The 999-nt window shown below is 69.1% G+C and carries 2 protein-coding genes; one reads left to right on the top strand and one right to left on the bottom strand.

Annotated features, from left to right (window positions below; genetic code table 11):
* A partial coding sequence (locus AC01FP_RS17815) for a PH domain-containing protein (protein WP_474482099.1) occupies positions 1-561 on the top strand: 561 nt, incomplete at its 5' end.
* Here AC01FP_RS17815 and AC01FP_RS17810 read toward each other — a convergent pair.
* A partial coding sequence (locus tag AC01FP_RS17810) for a GNAT family N-acetyltransferase (protein WP_474482096.1) occupies positions 558-999 on the bottom strand: 442 nt, incomplete at its 5' end. The two genes, AC01FP_RS17815 and AC01FP_RS17810, sit on opposite strands and share 4 nt — an antisense overlap.

Below are 999 nucleotides of genomic sequence, written 5' to 3'. Positions count from 1 at the left end.
TTCGTCAGTCTGGCCCAGGATGCGGGTTCGGCCAACCACGTGGTCGCTCCGTTCGGCAAGCTGGACGAGATCTGGCCGGTTGCGGCAGCGGCGGGGTTCAGCCCGCCCGCACCGGACGCCGAGTGGCACCGGGCATGCACCGCCTACCGGTTCGACTCGCTGCTGCTGGCAGGGTTGGTCGGGCTGGTTCCGGCAGCGGCACTCCTGGGAGCAGGGCTCTATCCGTTCGCAGCGATCCCGCTGGTGATCGGCGCGGCGCTGGCGATCGGAGACTGGATCGCCTGGCGCAATACGCTCCATGCCCTCGATGCGCGGCAGATCCTGTCGCGGCGCGGCTGGCTTGCGCCCCGGCTCGACATCGCCCCGCGCATCAAGCTGCAATCGGTCGACTTCCGGCAGGGACCGCTTGGCCGGTGGCACGGCTACGGCACGCTCCACTTCGGGCTGGCAGGCGGGACATTCGAAATTCCGGGGGTGCCGGTGGAGCGGGCCCGCGAAGTGCGCACGGCTGTGCTCGCCAGCATCGCCGAAGCCGACTTCAGCGAACTGAACCGGGGCTAGGCGCGCAAGTCTGTCCAGTCGGGATTGCGGGCGAATTTTGCGGCCACGTAGGAGCATTGCGGCACGATCCGGAAACCCTGCGCGCGGGCATCGGCGATCAGCGCCTCGACCAGGGCGGCGGCAATCCCCCGCCCCTCGAGCTCGCGCGGGACCAGCGTGTGGTCGGCAACGCGCACGTCAGCGCCGCGCGCTTTCCAGGTCAGCCGCGCGACCTTGTCGCTGCCTGGCACTCTCGCGTGGTATTCGCCGTTCGCGCCATTGTCGTGACGGGTGATTTCGAGCCCTTCGATCACCAAGCCGTTTCTCCTTCTTGCCAACAACGCGCGCGGCGCTAGGGCCGTTCCACCATGCAGTTCCTGTCCGACAATGCCGCCGCCGTCCACCCCCGCGTGTGGGCGGCGATGCAGGCCGCCGATGCGCCCGATTCTCCTTCTTCCC

The sequence above is a fragment of the Cyanobium sp. NIVA-CYA 375 genome (assembly GCF_056108345.1).
The sequence above is the reverse complement of the archived record's forward strand: the minus strand, read 5'-3'. Positions and strand labels throughout refer to the sequence as shown.